Raw genomic sequence first — 16730 nt, forward strand, 5'->3', positions numbered from 1 at the left:
GAGGCGGTTCTTTTAATTTTTTAAAATAAGGCTTGGCAAATAACTTTGGAGTTCATTGTAATTCCAAAGTTTCCCAAAAACCTTTTTGGTTTTTTGGACCCCCAAACACGCAGTGTTTGAGGCCGGTGAATCCCTCAAAAATCAGAGATTTTTTGGGGCATGTAAAAAATTTTCAATTTTTTACGGTTGCAAAACCTTTGGTTTTGCAAACATCAAAAACGAAGCTTTCAAAAAATCCTTGGATTTTTTGATGTTTGCGAAATGAAATTTCGCAACTGTGAAAATCGTAGATTTTCACATGCCTCAAAACCTTCGGTTTTGAGAGTTTTTGATAGCTATCGATTCTCGGCATTCGAAATTTTTATTTCGATGCACCGAGCACTGTCAAAATTTTCAATTTTGACGTTGAAGGAAATCTTCGATTTCCTGAACCGCAAATCGAAGATTTGCAGGCCCCAAAATCATAGATTTTGAGGGCTTCGTGTTCGACGGCCGCAGAAATCCTCAAAAATCGAAATTTCGATTTTTGGGAGCCCTCAAACGCGAAGCATGCAAAAACTCCGTTTTTGCTTGTGCCAAAATCATAGATTTTGAGCAACGTTTGGGGCATCACAATCAAAGATTGTGATAGCCTACAAAAACTGTCAAAAATTCATAAATTTTTGACGCATCGAATCGGAGATTCGAATGCTTTGTTTTTGTGGCCGAGGAAACTATGTTTCCTCCGGTTAGAAAAATGTTGTAAAAATTTTCAATTTTTACACATTGAAAATCGAAGATTTTCAAATGCTTTGCATTTTTCTAAAATTCATAGAATTTCTGCAGGGGTTTTTTATTTTTTTTACAAGATCTATCATATATTGTATATAATCCTTGATTAACTCATAAAAAATTCTAATAATACCTATTTTTGACGGTAAGTCTTTTGTAGCACCGAAAAGTATGAATATGTATTGTATTCTACTAATAAACAGGGGGCGAGATATTATCTCCAGTATTTTACTTCCAGATTTTTAGAAGTTTCGTCCCCCTATCCCCTTTTGTTTAAGTTAAAAAGTTTTTAGCTGCAGCTAAAATAAATTTTAGATCAACCTAAAATAGTTTAGTTTATTTATTTTTAAATTAATTAGCATATCCATGCCCACATTTGCTTAAGTGCCTCATCACCATCTTCATAAGTTATAACCGTCCTGTTGTCTTGCTGTGATCTCTATTTGCCGTTTTTCGAATCTGGTTTTAAATTCATCTATCAAAAGAAGAACATCAAATAAGAAGGGGACACACTAATTTAATTTTAATTGCATGTGATTACTTAAAAACATAGAAATAATTTATTTGCTTTAGATAAATCAAGCTTTCCATTTTATCGTGCACAGGGTAAAAAAATTATTTTTAATAAGAATTTATATTTTTAATGGTTTCTTCTAATTGATTATCGTCAAAAGGCTTTTTTAAATATGCATATGGTTCTGTCTGTTGTATATTTTTATGTGTTCTTAGATCATGACTGGCAGTAATGTAGATTATTGGGATTGTATAATTCTTTCTAATTTCTATTGCAGTATCAACACCATCTAACTCTCCGTTTAAATATATGTCCATAATAACAAGATCAATTTTGTTGTTCTTTACTTTTTTTAATGCAATTTCACCTGAACATGCAGTATTAACAGTATAACCCATTAATTTAAGCTTTTGTTCTAGATCCAATGATATTATTTTTTCATCTTCAACAATGAGAACGTTAATTAACACATAAATTCCTTCGTTCACTTTAATATGGTTGATAATAAAGTTTTATGAGTGACAATTAAGTGGATATATGCTTTAAGAAAATAAAACCATTTATAACTTAAAAAAAATATTAATAGTGATCATTACTTCTTATTTATTTATATTATTTAAATTTTTAGGATATTATTTATAGCTTTTTGCAGTTTATTATCATCAAAAGGCTTTACTAAATATTCATAATGATCAGTTTTCTTAATCTTTTTAAGCGTTTTTGAATCAGAATTAGCGGAATTGTAAATAATAGGGATATTAAAATCTTTTTCTATTAAAATAGCAGTTTCAATACCATTTAATTGTCCTTTTAAATGTATATCCATAAGAATTAAATCAATTTTACTGTTTTTTACAGCTTTTAATGCTTCTTCGCCTGAAGCTACTATACCACTTACATTATGCCCCAATGAATTTAATCTTTGTTCGAGATCTAAGGCTACAATGCCTTCGTCTTCTACGATAAGAATATTTATGGTCATATATTTTCTCCTTTTGTATCATTCATCCTGTTTTTTATCGCCGAACAAATCTTTTATTCTCCTTTATTGCTCTTTAATGCCTTTATTTGTAATATAAAGATCAAATATGATCTTAATTTCATTATATCATCATTTCCATTACCAGTTTAATGCCTCCGTTTCTTAAACAGAGATCAAAAATGATCCCAATAAACTCCATATTTCCATTTTATCCTATTTTAATGTTTCTACGCTTTATTTTACAGAATAAGTACATAATACTAATTTAAACATTAACAATATCACTACAATAATGAAAAATAAACTAAATTAACTCAAAATTTGTTACTTTACATTAAAATTTATATAAATTTATTATTAATTGATTATATTATAATTAAAATTAATTTAATTCTAATTGACCAATTAAAATACAATATATTAGAAATAATATTATTATTTTAAGATACAAGGTTAAACATTAAAAATATAATAATTTAGCTGTGTTGCAAATAAAAATAAATGAAAATTTAATGCAAAAAAAATCTGTTAAAATTTATAGAATTTAGAAAAATGTTTATATGGTCGGTCAATCCATGAATTTCAATGTTGGAGAAACCGTAGGCTTCGGAAATCGAAGCCTTCAAAAACTTTCGGTTTTTAAATGTTTTATTTTCACATGCACCAAATACTTGGGGAGTATTTGCGAACCGTAAATCACAGGTTTGCAGGCAACAAATTAAAATGGTTATATTTTTAGATTTTGTAACCATAAACACGAATAAAGAAAGTCAAAATTGTAAATTTTGAAGTTAAATATGATGGGGGTATAAAACTAAAGTTTTATATGGTTAACCATACATAATATGCAGTGTGACATATGTAAACAAAACTGTAGGTACAAAGGTAACCTCGAACGAATATGAAAAAATAACTCAGTTGGTAGAGGCTGGAATATACCTGAGCAACTCTGATTTTGCAAGAGAAGCTATACGAGATAAATTACGGTCAATAGAGATAATTAAAATACCTGAAGATGTTGATTATGAAACTGCCAAAAAGGAAGTTTTAGGATACTATGAAAAATATCAACAAGCTTACGAAGATGAAGTGGCGGATGATTTAGAATTAGATCTAAAACTTGTAATGCAAATAACAGAAGAACTTGCAAAAGAAGGTCGTTTAGGAGAAGTATAAATGTCTGAAATTTACACCGATAGAGGAGCTACTTTAAAAGGAGATAGAATAGTTTGTGAAGCTAGAAGAACCTCTCAACCGAAAGTTATTATAAAATCAGGTAGACATAAGGCACAAAAAGTTGTTTTAAGAGATAATGCAGAATGTATTATAGTAAAAGAATGGAAAATTTTGAAAAAATAAAAGTGCCCTTGAAAACCTGCAATTGGGGGATGTTTACAAAACCGATGGTTTTGTGGCCGTAGGAGATTATAATTTCACCGGTCCTGAACATAGAATGTTTGAGGGCTGCAAACACCTTGTGTTTGTATGTTTCGAATTTTTAAAGGGATTGAAATTCGTAAAACGTCGTTTAACTGATCTATTATTCATTAGTTACAATCAAATTATAAGATTGTGGATAATACTCAAATTAAATAAATCTATTTTTTAATTATAAGTTATAACTTATACCTGTTTTAATCACATGGAACTCTATGTGCTGCTGTGAAAATAATAAAGACTTTATTTTCTATTAACAATTTTTATGTGGGGCGTATAGAGTGACCACCTTCAAGCACCTCGGTTGACTCTTACTCTCCGTATAACTTATTTTAAGGATCTAGTTACTAGGTCCTGATTTAGCTAAAGACAGTGTACATGCTAATTATTACATAATATTAGTCAAGATACTTTTAATACAAATATTTTATAATATAAATTTCTTTTTGATTTATGGAGCAATATTGTCCTTTTAGAACAAATTTAAGCTGTTTAAAGGGGGCTAAAATAGTTAATATTATATACTATGAAATTTATTATTAAAAATTAGAAGTTAATAATATCTGATTTCAATCCTAAAATAGTCTGATTTTATTTAAAATGGTATTAATTGTAGTTTTTGTAACGTTTCAATACTGGCATGATTTTTAAATTACTAAACGTGTTTAATTGAATTAATCTTTTCCTGTCCGTATTTGTTTAAGTGCCTCTTCGGCGTCATCATAAGTTACAACAGCCCTGCCGTCTTTTACTGCAATTTCTTTTGCTTTTTCACCGAGTTTTTCAAATCTGCATTTAAATTCGTCTATTAAAAAAAGGACATCAAGGGATGTAGTTTGAGGAGTTTCAATTTTATCTGACTTTGAAACAGTTTTTTTTGTCTTAATCACTTTATTTATCAGCATGGATACTAATTCGCTTTCATTACTTGTCATTTTGTGTTTTAAATTACTATCTGTAATTTTTTTAATCCTGTTTGCACTCTTGCCCATTATTTCAGCTCCCCCCTAATTTTGTTATGTTGTCATTTAGCAAGTTTAATATATATAAATTTCGCAATTTATTAAAATAACAATATATATACATATCAAATTAAAAATGTATAAGTATGCTTATTTGTTAAAATAGCTTCATGGCAAAAGATGAAGAGTTTATGGAAAAGTGGAAAAACACTTCTAAAGAAAATAAGGAATATATAAGGGCCACTATTCTTGAAGAAGCTGCAGAATTCCTTAACAGAAGAGCGTTTGAAGATTTTGGGATGCAACAGGGTTCTGTCAGCATGGAGCTTTCTAAACTGATTTTAATCGCGCGTGACTGTCTAGAAAAACAGGAAAAGAAGTGAATTACTTTAAATTTACTTTATAAAATAAATAGCTGATTTTAACTTTGATGATACTTAAAATATTTACTTAAAAATAGTTTTTAATTAAAAGTTTGTTTCGCTTAGGCCACGCTATCACGTCCTAAGTCACAAACTTACCCGATTAAACAAAAATTCGGAGTTAGACAAATATTTGTGTGTAGTTTTATCTATATAAAATTTTTTAAGTTTAAAATAAAATGAGTTTTATACATCATTAAACAGATTTACAACTTTATTTTTTATATTTTAAGCCCTAATAGGTTAAGCTGACGTATAATTCAAATTAAATAATAGCAAGCTGGCCTGCACTTGTTATTTCTAATTTATCTGCTGAAATAAAGCCCATTTCCCTTAATTCTCTTATATGGTTGTAGATCATCCCCCTGCTTATTCCAACCTTTACAGAAAGATTTTTAACTGAAGTTTCTCCTTTTTCAAGCTCTTCTAGAATCATCCGTTTGGTTGCAGAAATTCCAAAGTTAAGAATGGGGAGATCCACTACTTCTCGGTCTTCTTCTGTCACGTATACAATCCGTTCAACATCGTTATGTCTTGCGTAACAGCCAAATAGTGCACCTAAAGCCTGCGGCTTCCTGCCGCCGCTGATATTAACTATAATTTTTCTTCCATGTGCGCATTCTTCGTCTATAATTTCAGCGGTATCATGTGCTATTTTCACGACATTGTAAAGGCTTGTTGGCTTACTCTCTATGTCTATTACTTTTCCAATTGTTTCTTGGAGAATTCGTTCAGCTTCAAGTTTTTCGGGAGGAGCGTCGTCTTCACTTAAAAGGATAATTCTTTTAGGGGAGAATTGGGTGATGCAGAACATTACAGGTTCTAATTTGTAAATTGTTGAGATTAAAGTATATTCCATTACACACACCGTTTTAGAAATATAATATGTTAACTCTATATTTGTACTCTATTTATATTTCTTTTCAATCAACCTTTTTAGAAAAAAGGATGATCAAAAACATTCCTTTATGAGTTATAATCCTAAATGGGCGGATTTAAACTAATTCCTTGATTTAGATTATATATACTAAATCTATATCTGTACTCTATTTATATTTCTTTTTAATTAATTTCATGGCGTCTTGTTATTTTTCTATTTAATGGATGTACATTTGGCTTAGTTGTAAATGTAAAATGTTTATTTTACAGGTATTTTATCATTAGTTATAGCTTGTCATATATATGTCAATGAAAAACATGTACATTTATATACTATCATTTACAATATTTTCAAGTGAAATTTATTAAAACAAGGGAATTGATATGCAATATTTCATGTGATAAAAGAATTAAAGTGAGTATTACATGATATAATGCTGCCCTTGCGTTATATTTTCAATTTCCAATTACAACAGAATAAGAAACTTTATATATTAATGTAATAAAGTAGGATGTGAAGGGGAATGAGATTAAAAATAAGTTTAGCATCATCAAGCGGTAATTATTTAATTCCTTATAATTACAACCATATTCTTTCTGCTATTATTTATCGTAAGATAGCTGACCTAGATTTGGCCAGCAAACTCCATTTTTCAAAGGATTTCAAATTTTTTACTTTTTCACAGATCTACGTTCCGGAGTTTAAGCTCACAAAACGAGGGGTTATTTCCAGGGATGGAAAACTTGAATTTTATATTTCTTCGCCCAACGATGAGCTGATAAAGAGCCTTGTTGAAGGCCACCTTGAAAACACTGAAGTTGATTTTAAAGGGGATAAACTGTTAGTTGAACAGATTGAGCTTCTAAAAAGGCCAGTATTTAAAGAAAGCATGAAAATGAGAACTATGTCTCCAGTTATGGCCAGGATAAAGCGAGAAGTTGATGGAAAGCTTAAAATATGGGATTTAGGGCCTGGAGACGAGAGATTTTATGAAAGCGTCCAGAAAAACCTTGTAAATAAGTACGTTAAGTTTTACGGTGACTTTGACGGTGATAGATGGTTGAGGCTTAGGCCTGACATGAAATCTGCCAAGAGGCGCAGGATTGATATTAAGGGGAATTTTCACAGGGGATATATGATGAATTTTGAGATTGAAGCTGACCAGAGGCTTTTGGAATTTGTTTATGACTGTGGGCTTGGAGAGAAGAACAGTATGGGATTTGGAATGGTTGAATGTGTTAATTAATAGTTTAAACATTTGGTGAAACTATGGAAATTAAAATACCTCTTTATAATGATATCTGGATGGATAATGCTGTTGAAAATTTATATGCTTTATTGAAAGATTTTGATGATGAAATTGGCATGGATATTAACAAAGAAACATTAATGATAAATTATGAAAGTAAAGGGGAATTAAATGATCTATTAGTTAATTTAGTTGAATCTAACCTTTTTAACTTAATTGTAATCGAAAAAGATAGAAAAACGGGTGAAAAAAAGGAAGTAAAAAAAGATTTTATTCTTATTCAGGAAGGCAAAAAGATTGATGGAAAAGTTGCATTTAAAGAAAATATTTATAAAGAACCTAAGAAAGCAACATCTGAAATTCTCGATTTAATTGAAAAGGACGGTAAAAAAACTTGTGTTATGTGTGGAAAAACATTTTCTAAGCCATATAAAAAATTACAACAAGCAACTTATCCTTTTGTAACAAAAATAAAGAGTTTAGGAGGAGTTAGAACATATAAAGATGGCGAATTCCATGCTTTTAGAGAATATCATGATAATTTTTGTCCAAAATGTTATTTAATAGGTATACTTGAATGGTTAGATACTAGAATAATTTATAGAACGTTTATAAAAGAAAAAAAATCAGTTATATTTTTGCCATATTTTGATAATCTTAAAGATTTAATTGAATTTAAAGGCGAATATGCGCCCCTTTTAAATAAATCGGAGAGATATTCAAATATAAGAGTGAATATTAATGAAAATAAAACAGAAAGAACTCCTGAAAAGTTTAGTACACTTCTTTGTTTTTATGAAAAGTTTTTAATGGATATTGAGTCTGAAAATGTTGTTGGAAAAGATTGGGCTATTATGGAGATTCCATTAGGCTCTGTGAAGAATATAAAGTTAAGAATACTAAATTTAACAGATTCTACACTTTCTGTAATAAAAGAAATGTCCGAAGAAGATATTAGAATATATGGTGAGTTAATAAATCAAATCCAATTTTACTTGAATAATCCTAAAGGTTCTTCTGTAGATTTTGAAACAACTAACAAAATTAGGGAAAAATTATCAAAATCGATATTAGTAGATGATTTTAGAAATTTTGCAAAGACATTGGTACCACGAAAAGGAGGCAATGTTGGATTTTTAAAAGAAAATCATGCTGAATCAAGACAAAATCTTGAAACTTTAATATATGTCTGGAGGTTGAAAAAAATGGGAATATCTAAAGAGAATTTAGGCTCAATTAAAAGCGTAGGGAACATAATAGCGAAAGTTTCCAAGAATAATTTAAGTCTTTTGTATAAACTAGATAAAACTAGGAATATTGGGGAGTTTTGGGGGGTTTTAAGAGAAATATCAAGAAAACTCATTGGACTTGACTTAAAAAAAGCTAAAGTTCGACCAATGGCTTTAGATGAACTTATACATATTTTAAAAGATAATGAAAAGCAATGGGAAGAAATCAGAGATTTATTGGTGGTTTATTCATCAATGTATTATGCAATAGGCTCAAGAGGGGGAGAAAAAGAATGAGTGAATTAAAAGGAATAAATGTAGTATGGTTGTCTGAGACAGATCTAACAAATTTAAACGCAGGAGAAGGGGAAAGCAACTATATCGATGTTAAAAAGTACAAAAAAAATGGAATAGAGTATCCTTACGTAAGTGGCCAAGCAATGAGATTTTATCTTAGAGAAGCCATTAGACGGAATTTAAATAATGATGAGTACATGTGTATCCCTGATGATAAAGGAGAAACTTGCGGGGATATTTCTAAATGCATTAATTGTGATTTATTTGGTTTCATGACTACTATAAAAGGAAAAGGAGCTATAACGAGAGTTTCTCCTGTTAAAGTATCTCCTGCTATTGGTCTTTTTTCATTTGATGAAAATTCTAATGTAGACTTTTTAACAAGGAGGCATAGAGTAACAGAAGGAACAAAAATGGAAGGAGACATTGTAAATGTTGAAATGGGAACAAATATATACAAAAGTGGAATCTCAATTGATCTTTTAAGAGTTGGAGCAGAGGAGAAAATAGATGAAGAAAACAGAACTGCAGACATAGAAGACAAAATCGATGAAAATGAAAAGATATCCCGAATTAAAAAAATAATTGAAGGAATAGGATTTATATCTGATTATTCTAAACAAGCAAGGCTTTTAACAGATTTTACACCAGATTTAGTTGTCATATCATTACAAAATATATATTCTCACAGACTACAAAAATTATTTGAACTTAATGAAGAAGGAGAGTTAAATAAAGAGAGATTTAAAGAAATTTTAGAAGAAGTTTCAAAATACAGTGATAAATTGTTCTTTGGAATGATTTCAGGAATATTAAAAAACGAAGATGCTGAATTTGTGAAAAACACTCTCCAAGAAAAAAATATGGAAATTAAAACTCCAAAAGATGCTATTGATGATGCAGTGGCTTATTTATCTACACAATAAGATAGTGAATCAAATGTTTGGATTAAAATTTAGAATAGAAGCTCTCTATTTTACGACTTTCAGAAAATCCACAAGTACAAGCTTAATTAGTTCTTATAGTATTCCTCCATTTACTACAATTCGAGGAATCATATCTAATGCATTAGGACTTAAAAGAGATGATTTAAGAGTTCAAAATTGGATAAATATCGGAATAAAACTTCAAAATAATGTTAATCGTTCCACAGAAATGGCAAAGGTTCTAAAACTAAAAGGAAATGGAAAAAAATATCAAAAAACATTTCCTTCATCACCAATGTTCAAGGAATTTCTTGTAAATCCAATTTATGACATTTACATTGCAGGTGAACAAGGAAAAATCCAAGACATATACAGTGCATTGAAAAATCCAAAAAGACCGTTGTATATAGGCGGATCAGATGAACTCATTGATATAAATGTTTTTGAGCCTGTAGAAATCGGAAAAGTTGCTTCCAAAGAAACATTTTGCGCTGTGGAGGGAATACATGAAAATTGTATAATTGAAAAAATTCCCTACAAGTTTATTCAAGCAGGAAGAAATTTTTCACTTGAATACAAAACAGTATCTATTCCTAAAGATGAAAATTTCAGTGGAGAAACCGAAACATTCAATTTTGATGGTGAGAACATTTTTCTTTTTTAAATTTAATTATTAAATTTTTTTAGGATATGGTTTAAATGCAATCTTTTGCTAAAAGACATATTAAAAATCAAAATGAATTCTTTCAAACCATTGAAGGGCATACAATTGATTCTTTGAAAATTTTAAAAGCTTATATTGAAAATAATCATGAGATAATAACACAATTTTGTGAAAGATGGGATCTGAATAATGAACTTTTTTTGAGAAATTTATTTATTAGCATTTATCTTCATGATATAGGAAAACTTACAGAGCAATTTCAAGATAATATTATTCAAGGAAAGTCTTCTCAAAAGTATCCACATGCATATTATTCTTTCTTTTTGTTAAATAATATAGAATATACTCAATTATTGGATATTCCTATAGAAAAATTGGCTGTTTTGGGGCATCATACTCAGCTTCATAGGGCTATTTATGATAATGATGAGAATTTTGGGAAACCAAAGCTCTTAACTGAAAATATATTTCAATTCACTGAAAACGCGATTGCTATACATAAAGATCTTAATTTTGATAAATATTTCGACTTTGATGGCTTGGAAATAAATAAGGATAATATCAAATTCAAATCTAGTCAAGCTAGAAGGTTATTGAAAAAAACTATAAAAAATGTTCATAAATTTGACCAAAAAGTAATTTTAAAATCGATTTTCACCTATTTTTTCTCAATTCTTCAACTATGTGATGATTACTCAAGTGCAAATTTCTCTAAATTCATTGAGACTTATAATGGAAGTATTAAACTTTTTGATTCGGTTATAGAGAATCCTGAAGAGTATGTTACCAAATTAAACATAGAAAATCCAATAAAAATTGTTTTAGGGAATCATCAACCTCACGATTTCCAATCAGAACTTTTCAAAAAATCGCCTAAATTTTCAGTTCTATTTGCTCCATGTGGAAGGGGAAAAACTGAAGCATCTCTTTTATGGGCCTTAAATTCTATGAAAAGTTATGATAGAAATAAAATTGTTTTTGCTTTGCCTACGCAGGTAACAAGCAATGCGATGTGGGAACGATTATGTAAAATGTTTGGTGAAGGAGAATCAGATAAGGAAAAAATGGAAAATGGTAAGAAATATGTGGGATTATTCCATGGTAAAAGCTTTATAAAACTTAAATCTGAAGCTATGAAAGAAAATGAAGATTTAAATAAAGAAGATATTGATGAAATACAAGGGGATATATTTAAAGGAAATGTATTTTTTAAACCCATAACTGTAACGACTATTGATCATTTGATTTATTCTTTTGTTCATGGATTTAGACAGGCAGATTTTGCTTTAGGAAACCTTCAAAATGCCACAATAATCTTTGATGAAGTACATTACTACGAAAAACATACTCTTAATCATTTGATCACTTTATTTAGAATTCTTAAACGATTTGATATTCCTCATTTACTAATGTCTGGAACACTTCCCGATTTTATTCGAGAGGAGTTAGAAGATTATGTGGAAGTAGTTGATAAGGAAGGTATTGAATACACTCCCTTTTCTTTTAATTTAAGTGATGATAATTTAATAAAAATCTCAAAAGCTACAGATGAAAATGAATGGAATACATTAATCAATCAAAAAATTCTTGATAGTATTATAAATCAATATAATCTTGGTTTAAAACAATTTATAATTTTAAATACTGTAAAAAGATCACAGGAATTTTATAAGGTACTAAAACGTAATTTAGAAGAGAAGTATGATAATCCAAATGTGATTTTATATCATTCACAGTTCATTTATAAAGATAGGATGGAAAAAGAATCAGAAATTAGAGATAAGTCTGAAAAAGGGCCTTTTATCTTGATAGCGACTCAAGTAATTGAAATATCTTTAGATATATCTTGTGATGTGATGTATACTGAAATTGCACCTCCTGATGCAATTGGCCAAAGAGGTGGGCGTCTTAATCGAAAAGGCAAAACTTGTTTTACTAATGGTATTTCTCATGAAATGAAAATATTCGCGCCTGAAAGTCATCTTCCTTATGATGAAGAATTATTGCAAAAAACGAAAAATAACATTTTAAATGGTCCAATATCTTATAAAATGGTTAAAGAAGTATGTGATGAGATTTATGGTGATTATAAACTGAAAAAAACCAATTTAGAAAAGATTTTCAAAGAATGCGCACTATTTGGGTACCGACCCATAGAAATTGCTTTTGGAGAAGATGAAGGAAGATTATTAGAAATAAGGGAAGAAAAAGTTCAAAAAATCGATGTAATTCCTTGTAAATATTATGAAAATGAAAAAAAGAATCTTCAAGTTGAAAATCAGGTTAAAATTCCACTTTGGTGGTATCAAAACGACCAGAAAGAGCACGGTAACGAATTAGAATATTTTGAAATTGTTTCCAAATTGATTGGTAGAAAAGAAAAGCATTATATGATTTGTGAAATGGATTATAATGATGAAATTGGCTTTAATTATGGTAAAAAAGCTCAATGCACTTCAAATGGTAATATGCTGTAATTTATTTACAAAGCAGTTATAATATACGTACAGGAGTTAATATATGCTCTCAGACTCCGAAAAAAACCTCCGGATAATAGGAACCCAAATTCACTACTATTTTATCTGCAAGACAAAGCTCTGGCTTTTTTCCCACCATATCCAGATGGAACAGGAATCTGATCTTGTATCCCTTGGAAAATTACTCCACGAGAAAAGCTACAAAGAGGAAAAGGAGTACACAATTGATAATTTAATTAGTATTGATTTTATTAAAAAACAGGGTTGCTTGGAACTTCATGAGGTTAAAAAGAGCCGTACGATGAAAAAATCTCATGAATACCAGCTCCTGTATTACATGTACTACTTGAAGCAGAAAAAGGGCATTGAAAATATCAAAGGGGTGATTAACTACCCTAAAATAAGAAAGAAAGTCACTATAAATTTGGACGAGTCTAAAGAGAATGAGTTGATGGATATAATTGTAGATATTGGTAATATTTTGGATATGGAAACTCCAAAGCCTGAAAGAATGAAAATCTGCAGGAAGTGTGCATATTTTGAGTTCTGCTGGGTTTAAAAATTTGAATATTTTATAAAAATGGATGGTTAAATCAACATCTTGTGGCGTGCGGGTGAGCCTATGAAAAAGAACTATTATTTAATGTCAGATGGGATGCTTAAAAGAAGGGAGAACACTGTATACTTTGTAAATAAAGACGGCAAAAAGCCGATTCCAATCAACAAAATTTATTCAATTTATGCCTACGGTTCTCTAACTTTTTCTTCCCAGGCAATACACTTGCTTGCAAAAGAGGGCATACCTGTACATTTTTTTAATTATTACGGCTATTACGATGGTAGTTTTTATCCAAGAGAAAAGCTATTGTCTGGAGATCTAATTATAAATCAGGCTCAACATTATCTGGACCATGAAAAGAGAATTTTCATTGCTAAAAAGTTTGTGGAAGGCGCTGCAAAGAACATGGAGAAAGTTCTTAAATATTACAGCCTTGAAAACAAGATAAGGAGTATACTACCTGATTTAGATGGCTGTAATATTATAACAGAAGTTATGAATGTTGAGGGAAGGATACGTGCTGATTATTACCAGAAAATGAATGAAATTCTCCCTGAAAACTTTAATTTTGATAAGAGGGTTAAGAGGCCTCCTGAAAATATGATAAATGCGCTTATAAGCTTTGGAAATTCTATGGTTTACTCAACTGCACTGTCTGAAATTTACAATACACAGCTTAACCCAACTATTTCTTATCTTCATGAGCCTTCAGAGCGGAGATTTTCTTTAGCGCTGGATTTAAGTGAGATTTTCAAGCCGATTCTTGTTGACAGGTTAATTTTTTACCTTGTAAATAAAAGAATGCTCAGTGAAGATGATTTTGAAAAAGATCTAAATTACTGCCTGTTAAACGATAAGGGGCGGAAGATTTTCATTAAAGAATATGATGAACGGCTTAAAAAGACCATCAAACACCGAGAACTTAACAGAAAAGTCTCTTACAAGCGGCTTATAAGATTAGAATCGTATAAACTGATAAAACATCTTCTGGGGTCTAAAGAGTATAAGCCTTTTGTGATGTGGTGGTAACAGTTTTGGTGATGTGATCTAAATGTATGTGATAATTGTATATGATATTAAGGTAGAACGTGTCAATAAAGTCAAAGGGTTCCTTCGAAAACACCTCTACTGGATTCAAAATTCTGTTTTTGAGGGAGAAGTTACCAAAAGCGAACTTGAAGAAATAAAAACAGGTTTGCTTGATATTATAAACAAAAATGAGGATTCTGTGATAATATACCGGTTCAGAACAGATGATGCTTTCACCAGAAAAGTTTTAGGTGTTGAAAAAGCACCTATAGATGGAATACTTTGATTTAAATTAGTTTATTTTGATTTAGATACATTTATTTTAGTTTTTCAGTGTTTAAAGCGTAATTAGTGGATCGTTTATCAATTGAATTTTTAACTCCTGATTAAAATAACTTTAGGTTATTTTATCTTTAACTTATTTTAAAAGATGTATAACATATTTATTTGGGTTTTACCATGCTATTTTATCTTCAAATAAATAAAAAATATATATAAAATTCTAATTTTTTAAATAAAACAATTATTGAAAGTCGTTGATCCATATAAAGGAACTTAGGAATTATAGATCGACAATTTTAAGTGTTCAAAAGGCCAAAGAATAGCATGTATTTAGAGGATATAGGGCAATTTTCTCGCCTGTTAAAATCAGACTATTTTAGGATTGAAATGCGGCTAACGTATCTATTTCTGCAAAGGGTACAGTTAAAATCAGACTATTTTAGGATTGAAATACTGTCACTTCAGCTAATTTTGAATTAACAATTCCGTTAAAATCAGACTATTTTAGGATTGAAATCAATGATGTTTTTGAATTTAAAAAAAGTTTATTGCTCGTTAAAATCAGACTATTTTAGGATTGAAATCTTCTCTTAATTCTGCGTACTTTTTTTCTTGTTTGTGTTAAAATCAGACTATTTTAGGATTGAAATTTGAGAGCAGCTATCCATTTAAGCATAAACTTAACAGTTAAAATCAGACTATTTTAGGATTGAAATGCATCTACTGCATCATCATATTCATATTCACGGGTTAAAATCAGACTATTTTAGGATTGAAATTTAACCGATGATAATAACAATGATTTATCATACTATGTTAAAATCAGACTATTTTAGGATTGAAATCTTAATCACCTTCAAAATTACATAATAATCTGTAGTTAAAATCAGACTATTTTAGGATTGAAATAAAGTAGTTAGTTATCCTGCAAGTATTAAACCATTGTTAAAATCAGACTATTTTAGGATTGAAATAGGACTACTCTTTTTGATTCATCAGAAGAGGATCCTTGTTAAAATCAGACTATTTTAGGATTGAAATCCATACTGGACAGAACCTAATAACTGGCCATTATAATGTTAAAATCAGACTATTTTAGGATTGAAATATTAACGTGGATAAATTAGATAATTACGATGCATCTGTTAAAATCAGACTATTTTAGGATTGAAATTTTTTTAATTCAATAGGCTTAACCATCTATAACTCGTTAAAATCAGACTATTTTAGGATTGAAATTTACTGCATTTAACCTCTGCCCTGATGAACTCAGTTAAAATCAGACTATTTTAGGATTGAAATTTGACATGACTCTATCATCAAATAATATTCTTTTAGTTGTTAAAATCAGACTATTTTAGGATTGAAATTGAATCTTTCAAGTAGTACTTGGTTTAAGTCGTCAATGTTAAAATCAGACTATTTTAGGATTGAAATGTTACTGTAATGCTGTCTATAAATTCTAAGTTTCTCAGTTAAAATCAGACTATTTTAGGATTGAAATTTGAAGATGGGCCTGCATCATATACCTCGCCAGAGGGTTAAAATCAGACTATTTTAGGATTGAAATCCAATAAATGAAGCAGTAAATAAAGTTCCTACCTCCGTTAAAATCAGACTATTTTAGGATTGAAATTTTGGTATGGTATTTTTAAGTGTTCCGGTTTTATGGTTAAAATCAGACTATTTTAGGATTGAAATATTACTGATGATGTTTTAGGATATTTGAACACTACGTTAAAATCAGACTATTTTAGGATTGAAATTGAAATCTTCTAAACATTCTTGGCTTGCGTAATGAGTGTTAAAATCAGACTATTTTAGGATTGAAATTGAATAATGGATTTGACAAAATAAACGCCCGATTCGAGTTAAAATCAGACTATTTTAGGATTGAAATCAAAAAAATAGCCGATTTAGGAATACCCGTAATTAGGTTAAAATCAGACTATTTTAGGATTGAAATACGCAACAATAAAAGCATTAGAATTAACCAGGGCAAGTTAAAATCAGACTATTTTAGGATTGAAATTATGGTGCTGTTTTATGT

15 protein-coding genes and 1 CRISPR repeat array (1 of these 16 cut by a window edge) are annotated in these 16730 nt (G+C 29.6%); of the genes, 11 read left to right on the top strand and 4 right to left on the bottom strand.

Going from position 1 to position 16730, the window contains the following annotated elements; translation table 11 throughout:
* Positions 1-1392: 1392 nt before the first annotated feature.
* Positions 1393-1773, bottom strand: a complete 381-nt coding sequence (locus ASJ80_RS06045) for a response regulator (protein WP_176720169.1) — start codon at positions 1771-1773, stop codon at positions 1393-1395.
* Positions 1774-1901: 128 nt separating this feature from the next.
* Positions 1902-2267, bottom strand: a complete 366-nt coding sequence (locus ASJ80_RS06050) for a response regulator (protein WP_069582289.1) — start codon at positions 2265-2267, stop codon at positions 1902-1904.
* 852 nt (positions 2268-3119) lie between these two features.
* Between ASJ80_RS06050 and ASJ80_RS06055 the strand changes: the two genes are divergently transcribed.
* Together ASJ80_RS06055 and ASJ80_RS06060 are read left to right on the top strand one after the other, a co-directional pair.
* A complete protein-coding gene (locus ASJ80_RS06055; RefSeq protein WP_069582299.1) occupies positions 3120-3443 on the top strand; it encodes a ribbon-helix-helix domain-containing protein in 324 nt (107 codons plus the stop codon).
* Positions 3444-3626 (top strand): hypothetical protein, encoded by a 183-nt coding sequence (locus ASJ80_RS06060; RefSeq protein ID WP_069582302.1) that lies wholly within the window; start codon positions 3444-3446, stop codon positions 3624-3626.
* 752 nt (positions 3627-4378) lie between these two features.
* On the opposite strand, the gene ASJ80_RS06065 is transcribed toward ASJ80_RS06060, so the two are convergent.
* A complete protein-coding gene (locus ASJ80_RS06065) occupies positions 4379-4696 on the bottom strand; it encodes a hypothetical protein (RefSeq protein WP_069582304.1) in 318 nt (105 codons plus the stop codon).
* Positions 4697-4836: 140 nt separating this feature from the next.
* Between ASJ80_RS06065 and ASJ80_RS06070 the strand changes: the two genes are divergently transcribed.
* Positions 4837-5049, top strand: coding sequence for a hypothetical protein (locus tag ASJ80_RS06070; RefSeq protein ID WP_069582305.1), 213 nt, complete (start codon positions 4837-4839; stop codon positions 5047-5049).
* A gap of 304 nt (positions 5050-5353) precedes the next feature.
* On the opposite strand, the gene csa3 is transcribed toward ASJ80_RS06070, so the two are convergent.
* The gene (gene csa3 / locus ASJ80_RS06075) at positions 5354-5947 is read right to left on the bottom strand and encodes a CRISPR-associated CARF protein Csa3 (protein ID WP_069582310.1); all 594 of its coding nucleotides are present in this window, start codon (positions 5945-5947) and stop codon (positions 5354-5356) included.
* Positions 5948-6491: 544 nt separating this feature from the next.
* On the opposite strand from csa3, the gene cas6 reads away from it, so the two are divergent.
* The 8 genes from cas6 to cas2 all read left to right on the top strand — a co-directional run bounded on the left by cas6 (position 6492) and on the right by cas2 (position 14684).
* A complete protein-coding gene (gene cas6 / locus ASJ80_RS06080; RefSeq protein ID WP_069582314.1) occupies positions 6492-7214 on the top strand; it encodes a CRISPR-associated endoribonuclease Cas6 in 723 nt (240 codons plus the stop codon).
* 23 nt (positions 7215-7237) lie between these two features.
* Positions 7238-8743: a hypothetical protein gene (locus ASJ80_RS06085; RefSeq protein WP_069582317.1), complete on the top strand. Its 1506-nt coding sequence runs from the start codon at positions 7238-7240 to the stop codon at positions 8741-8743.
* Positions 8740-9669 (top strand): type I-B CRISPR-associated protein Cas7/Cst2/DevR, encoded by a 930-nt coding sequence (gene cas7i / locus ASJ80_RS06090; RefSeq protein ID WP_069582319.1) that lies wholly within the window; start codon positions 8740-8742, stop codon positions 9667-9669. The genes ASJ80_RS06085 and cas7i overlap by 4 nt, the downstream gene beginning before the upstream one ends.
* Before the next feature lie 13 nt (positions 9670-9682).
* Positions 9683-10333: a CRISPR-associated protein Cas5 gene (gene cas5 / locus ASJ80_RS06095; protein WP_069582320.1), complete on the top strand. Its 651-nt coding sequence runs from the start codon at positions 9683-9685 to the stop codon at positions 10331-10333.
* A 35-nt stretch (positions 10334-10368) separates the two neighbouring features.
* Entirely contained in the window at positions 10369-12810 is a 2442-nt protein-coding gene (locus tag ASJ80_RS06100) for a CRISPR-associated helicase/endonuclease Cas3 (protein WP_069582322.1), read from the top strand.
* Between the two features lie 43 nt (positions 12811-12853).
* Positions 12854-13369, top strand: a complete 516-nt coding sequence (gene cas4, locus ASJ80_RS06105; protein WP_069582324.1) for a CRISPR-associated protein Cas4 — start codon at positions 12854-12856, stop codon at positions 13367-13369.
* A 63-nt stretch (positions 13370-13432) separates the two neighbouring features.
* Positions 13433-14398, top strand: a complete 966-nt coding sequence (gene cas1b / locus ASJ80_RS06110) for a type I-B CRISPR-associated endonuclease Cas1b (protein ID WP_069582327.1) — start codon at positions 13433-13435, stop codon at positions 14396-14398.
* Positions 14399-14420: 22 nt separating this feature from the next.
* The gene (gene cas2, locus ASJ80_RS06115) at positions 14421-14684 is read left to right on the top strand and encodes a CRISPR-associated endonuclease Cas2 (protein WP_069582332.1); all 264 of its coding nucleotides are present in this window, start codon (positions 14421-14423) and stop codon (positions 14682-14684) included.
* Between the two features lie 355 nt (positions 14685-15039).
* Positions 15040-16730: a CRISPR direct-repeat array (repeat unit 30 nt; unit sequence GTTAAAATCAGACTATTTTAGGATTGAAAT); it runs 3378 nt beyond the window's last position.

This window comes from Methanobacterium bryantii, from assembly GCF_002287175.1.
GTDB classification, from domain to species: Archaea; Methanobacteriota; Methanobacteria; order Methanobacteriales; family Methanobacteriaceae; genus Methanobacterium_D; species Methanobacterium_D bryantii.

Coding starts and splice junctions, on each gene's coding strand:
- ASJ80_RS06100 (WP_069582322.1), top strand. CDS start 10,369: ATGCAATCTTTTGCTAAAAGACATATTAAAAATCAAAATGAATTCTTT.
- ASJ80_RS06065 (WP_069582304.1), bottom strand. CDS start 4,696: ATGGGCAAGAGTGCAAACAGGATTAAAAAAATTACAGATAGTAATTTA.
- ASJ80_RS06085 (WP_069582317.1), top strand. CDS start 7,238: ATGGAAATTAAAATACCTCTTTATAATGATATCTGGATGGATAATGCT.
- ASJ80_RS06060 (WP_069582302.1), top strand. CDS start 3,444: ATGTCTGAAATTTACACCGATAGAGGAGCTACTTTAAAAGGAGATAGA.
- cas1b (WP_069582327.1), top strand. CDS start 13,433: ATGAAAAAGAACTATTATTTAATGTCAGATGGGATGCTTAAAAGAAGG.
- csa3 (WP_069582310.1), bottom strand. CDS start 5,947: ATGGAATATACTTTAATCTCAACAATTTACAAATTAGAACCTGTAATG.
- ASJ80_RS06070 (WP_069582305.1), top strand. CDS start 4,837: ATGGCAAAAGATGAAGAGTTTATGGAAAAGTGGAAAAACACTTCTAAA.
- cas2 (WP_069582332.1), top strand. CDS start 14,421: ATGTATGTGATAATTGTATATGATATTAAGGTAGAACGTGTCAATAAA.
- cas7i (WP_069582319.1), top strand. CDS start 8,740: ATGAGTGAATTAAAAGGAATAAATGTAGTATGGTTGTCTGAGACAGAT.
- cas4 (WP_069582324.1), top strand. CDS start 12,854: ATGCTCTCAGACTCCGAAAAAAACCTCCGGATAATAGGAACCCAAATT.
- cas6 (WP_069582314.1), top strand. CDS start 6,492: ATGAGATTAAAAATAAGTTTAGCATCATCAAGCGGTAATTATTTAATT.
- ASJ80_RS06050 (WP_069582289.1), bottom strand. CDS start 2,267: ATGACCATAAATATTCTTATCGTAGAAGACGAAGGCATTGTAGCCTTA.
- cas5 (WP_069582320.1), top strand. CDS start 9,683: ATGTTTGGATTAAAATTTAGAATAGAAGCTCTCTATTTTACGACTTTC.